The following is a 3627-nucleotide window of genomic DNA, read 5'->3' as shown; positions in this document are numbered from 1 at the left end:
GCGAAGGTGGCTGGTGCCCCGGTGCCGTACGTCGGAGGCGGTCCGGGTGATCCGCGGCATCGAGGACGCCGGGCTCGACGTGGAGTTCCGTCCACCGCTCAGCGGCGGACGGCGGCCGTTTCCCTCCCGGGTCCGCCCGGACAGCAGGCACTGCCGGGTCCGCCCGGGCAGCAAGCACTGCCGGGTACGCCCGGAAGCCCGCGCCGCGGGTACGCCCGACACAGCTGCGCTGAGAGCGAACACTGCCCCGACCGGGACTCTGCCGCCCCGCACAGCGGTTAGTGTCGGGAAAGACGGTACGGAGAGCGAAGGGCTGCCATGACCGACATGCACATCCCCAAGAAGTCGCTCCGGGCGATTGACGCGCGCGGTGGCGACTCCATTGGCAACCTCGACGACTCGGTCTACAACCGGTTGCTCAAGGAACGCATCATCTTCCTGGGCAGTGAGGTGACCGACCAGGTCGCCAACCGCATCTGCGCGCAGCTGCTGCTGCTCGCCGCGGAGGACCCGGACCGCGACATCAACCTGTGGATCAACTCGCCGGGTGGCTCGGTCTACTCCGGCATGGCGATCTACGACACCATGCAGTTCATCGACAACGACGTGTCGACCGTGGCGATGGGCATGGCTGCCTCGATGGGTCAGCTGCTGCTCTGCGCGGGCACCAAGGGCAAGCGGTACGCCCTGCCCCACGCACGGATCATGATGCACCAGCCGTCCGGTGGTCTGGGCGGCACGGCGTCCGACATCGCCATCCAGGCGGAGCAGATGCTCTACACGAAGCGGATGTTCCAGGAGCGGGTCGCGCACCACACCGGCCAGAGCCAGTCGCAGATCGAGGCCGACTCGGACCGGGACCGTTGGTTCACCGCCCAGGAGGCCATGGACTACGGCTTCATCGACAAGGTGATCATCGGGGCCGCACAGGTTCCGGATGGCGCCGGGACCCTGAGCTGAGGAGCTGACGATGACCGATCTGAGCCTGCCGCCCCAGTTCGCGGCCGTGCACAACCGCTACGTGCTGCCGTCGTTCGTCGAGCGCACGTCGTACGGGGTCAAGGAGTCGAACCCGTACAACAAGCTCTTCGAGGACCGGATCATCTTCCTCGGCGTCCAGGTGGACGACGCGTCGGCCAACGACGTGATGGCCCAGCTGCTGACGCTCGAGGGCACCGACCCGGACCGCGACATCATCATGTACATCAACTCGCCGGGTGGTTCGTTCACCGCCATGACGGCGATCTACGACACCATGCAGTACGTCCGTCCGGACATCTCGACGGTCTGCCTCGGGCAGGCGGCGAGCGCGGCGGCGGTGCTGCTCTCGGCGGGCACTCCGGGTAAGCGGATGGCCCTGCCGAACTCGCGGATCATCATCCACCAGCCGGCCACCGAGGGCGGCTACGGGCAGGGCTCGGACATCGAGATCCAGGCCCGGGAGATCCTGCGGATGCGTACGCAGCTGGAGGACATGCTGTCCCGCCACTGCAACCGCCCGATCGAGCAGGTTCGCAAGGACATCGACCGCGACAAGATCATGACGGCCGAGGAGTCCAAGGAGTACGGGCTGGTCGACACGATCCTGACCAGCCGCAAGAAGGGTTTGCTGGCGGCCAACGCCGCCCGCTGAGCCGTACCGGGTCAGAGGTTGGCCGGGGCTTTCGTTCCCGGCCGACCTCTGACACACCCGTTTTGGGGGTCGGAGAATGCCCCGCCAGCGGGTAACGTCGGGTCCGTACCGCTTCGCCGGCTGTGCCGGCGGCGCGAACCAAACCGGGCGGCGTGCAACGTCCGCAGGTCAGGGCCGGGTCTCCGGCCGATGAGTGCAGGGAGAACGTAGGTGGCACGGATCGGTGACGGCGGCGACCTACTGAAATGCTCCTTCTGCGGCAAGTCGCAGAAGCAGGTCAAGAAGCTCATCGCGGGCCCAGGGGTCTACATCTGCGACGAGTGCATCGATCTCTGCAACGAGATCATCGAAGAGGAGCTGGCCGAGTCCGGCGAGGTGAAGTGGGAAGAGCTTCCCAAGCCGATGGAGATCTGCCAGTTCCTCGACACCTACGTCGTGGGTCAGGATCAGGCCAAGAAGGCGCTCGCCGTAGCGGTCTACAACCACTACAAGCGGATCCAGGCCGAGGCGGCTGGCGCGCCGGGCTCCGGCAGTGACGCCGTCGAGCTGGCCAAGTCCAACATCCTGCTGCTTGGCCCGACGGGGTGCGGCAAGACGCACCTGGCGCAGACCCTCGCCCGGATGTTGAACGTCCCGTTCGCCATCGCCGACGCCACCGCGCTGACCGAGGCGGGCTACGTGGGCGAGGACGTGGAGAACATCCTCCTCAAGCTGATCCAGGCCGCCGACTACGACATCAAGCGCGCCGAGACCGGCATCATCTACATCGACGAGGTCGACAAGATCGCCCGCAAGTCGGAGAATCCGTCGATCACCCGGGACGTCTCCGGTGAGGGCGTGCAGCAGGCGCTGCTCAAGATGCTCGAGGGCACGGTGGCCAACGTGCCGCCGCAGGGTGGCCGTAAGCACCCACACCAGGAGTTCATTCAGATCGACACCACTAACGTGCTGTTCATCTGTGGTGGGGCGTTCGCCGGCCTCGACCAGATCATCGAGTCCCGCACCGGGCAGGGCAGCACCGGCTTCGGCGCCCGGCTCCGGTCGGTCTCCGAGCGGTCTACCGACGACATCTTCAGCCAGGTCATGCCGGAAGACATGCTCAAGTTCGGGTTGATCCCCGAGTTCGTCGGCCGGCTACCTGTCATCACCAACGTTCGCAGCCTGGACCGCAGCGCCCTCGTTCGGATCCTCACCGAGCCGCGCAACGCCCTGGTCCGGCAATACCAGCGTCTGTTCGAGCTTGACGGTGTCGAGCTCGAGTTCGACGAGCCGGCGCTGGAAGCCATCGCCGATCAGGCGATGCTCCGGGGCACCGGTGCACGTGGTCTACGGGCCATCATCGAGGAGGTTCTGCTCTCCGCGATGTACGAGGTGCCGAGCAACCCCGACGCCGCCCGCGTGCTGATCACCCGCGAGGTTGTCCTGGAGAACGTCAACCCGACCATCGTGCCGCGTGAGTTCACCGGGCGCCGGGCTCGGCGCGACCGCGAAGACAAGTCCGCCTGATCCTTTTCGCGTCCCGCCGGCCGTTCGAACCTGAGCGGCCGGCGTGATCGTGTTCGGCGCCGTTCGCCAGTGACCACCGCCCGTGCCGGTCAGGCCGTGGCGCTGTCCGTGCACGGCCCTCCAGCCGTACCCTGTGCTCATGCGTGTCGCCGTCTGCCAGCTGAACGCCCGGGACGACCGTAAGGCAAATCTGGCGGCCGCTGAGGCCCTGCTGGAGCGCGCCGCCGCCGGCGGCGCGGATCTCGCCGTCCTTCCCGAGTACGTCGACTACCTGGGTCCTGCCGCTGGGCTGCCCGAACCGGAGCCGGTCGACGGGGAGGTGGGCAGCTTCTTCGCCGGGGTGGCCAGGCGGCTCGGGATCTGGGTGGTGGCCGGTTCGTTCCATGAGGCGGGTCCGGACCCGGACCACACGTGGAACACCTCGCTGGTCTTCGACCGTTCCGGCAGTCTGGCCGCGAGCTATCGCAAGATCCACCTGTACGACGTGG

General features: G+C 67.2%; 4 protein-coding genes. All 4 read left to right on the top strand.

The features are described from left to right. Nucleotides 1-318: 318 nt before the first annotated feature. Nucleotides 319-960: an ATP-dependent Clp protease proteolytic subunit gene (locus ABZ749_RS31640; protein ID WP_007464111.1), complete on the top strand. Its 642-nt coding sequence runs from the start codon at nt 319-321 to the stop codon at nt 958-960. 10 nt (nt 961-970) lie between these two features. Continuing rightward, entirely contained in the window at nt 971-1633 is a 663-nt protein-coding gene (locus ABZ749_RS31635) for an ATP-dependent Clp protease proteolytic subunit (protein ID WP_030333536.1), read from the top strand. Nucleotides 1634-1843: 210 nt separating this feature from the next. Beyond that, nucleotides 1844-3139, top strand: a complete 1296-nt coding sequence (gene clpX / locus ABZ749_RS31630) for an ATP-dependent Clp protease ATP-binding subunit ClpX (protein ID WP_357234257.1) — start codon at nt 1844-1846, stop codon at nt 3137-3139. Between the two features lie 139 nt (nt 3140-3278). Then, nucleotides 3279-3627, top strand: a 349-nt coding sequence (locus ABZ749_RS31625; RefSeq protein WP_357234254.1) for a nitrilase-related carbon-nitrogen hydrolase, incomplete at its 3' end; no start/stop codon positions are given.

The sequence above is a fragment of the Micromonospora sp. NPDC047753 genome, assembly GCF_040642735.1.
Lineage (GTDB): Bacteria > Actinomycetota > Actinomycetes > Mycobacteriales > Micromonosporaceae > Micromonospora.
Note: the sequence above shows the minus strand (reverse complement) of the source record. Positions and strands in the feature narration are given on the sequence as shown.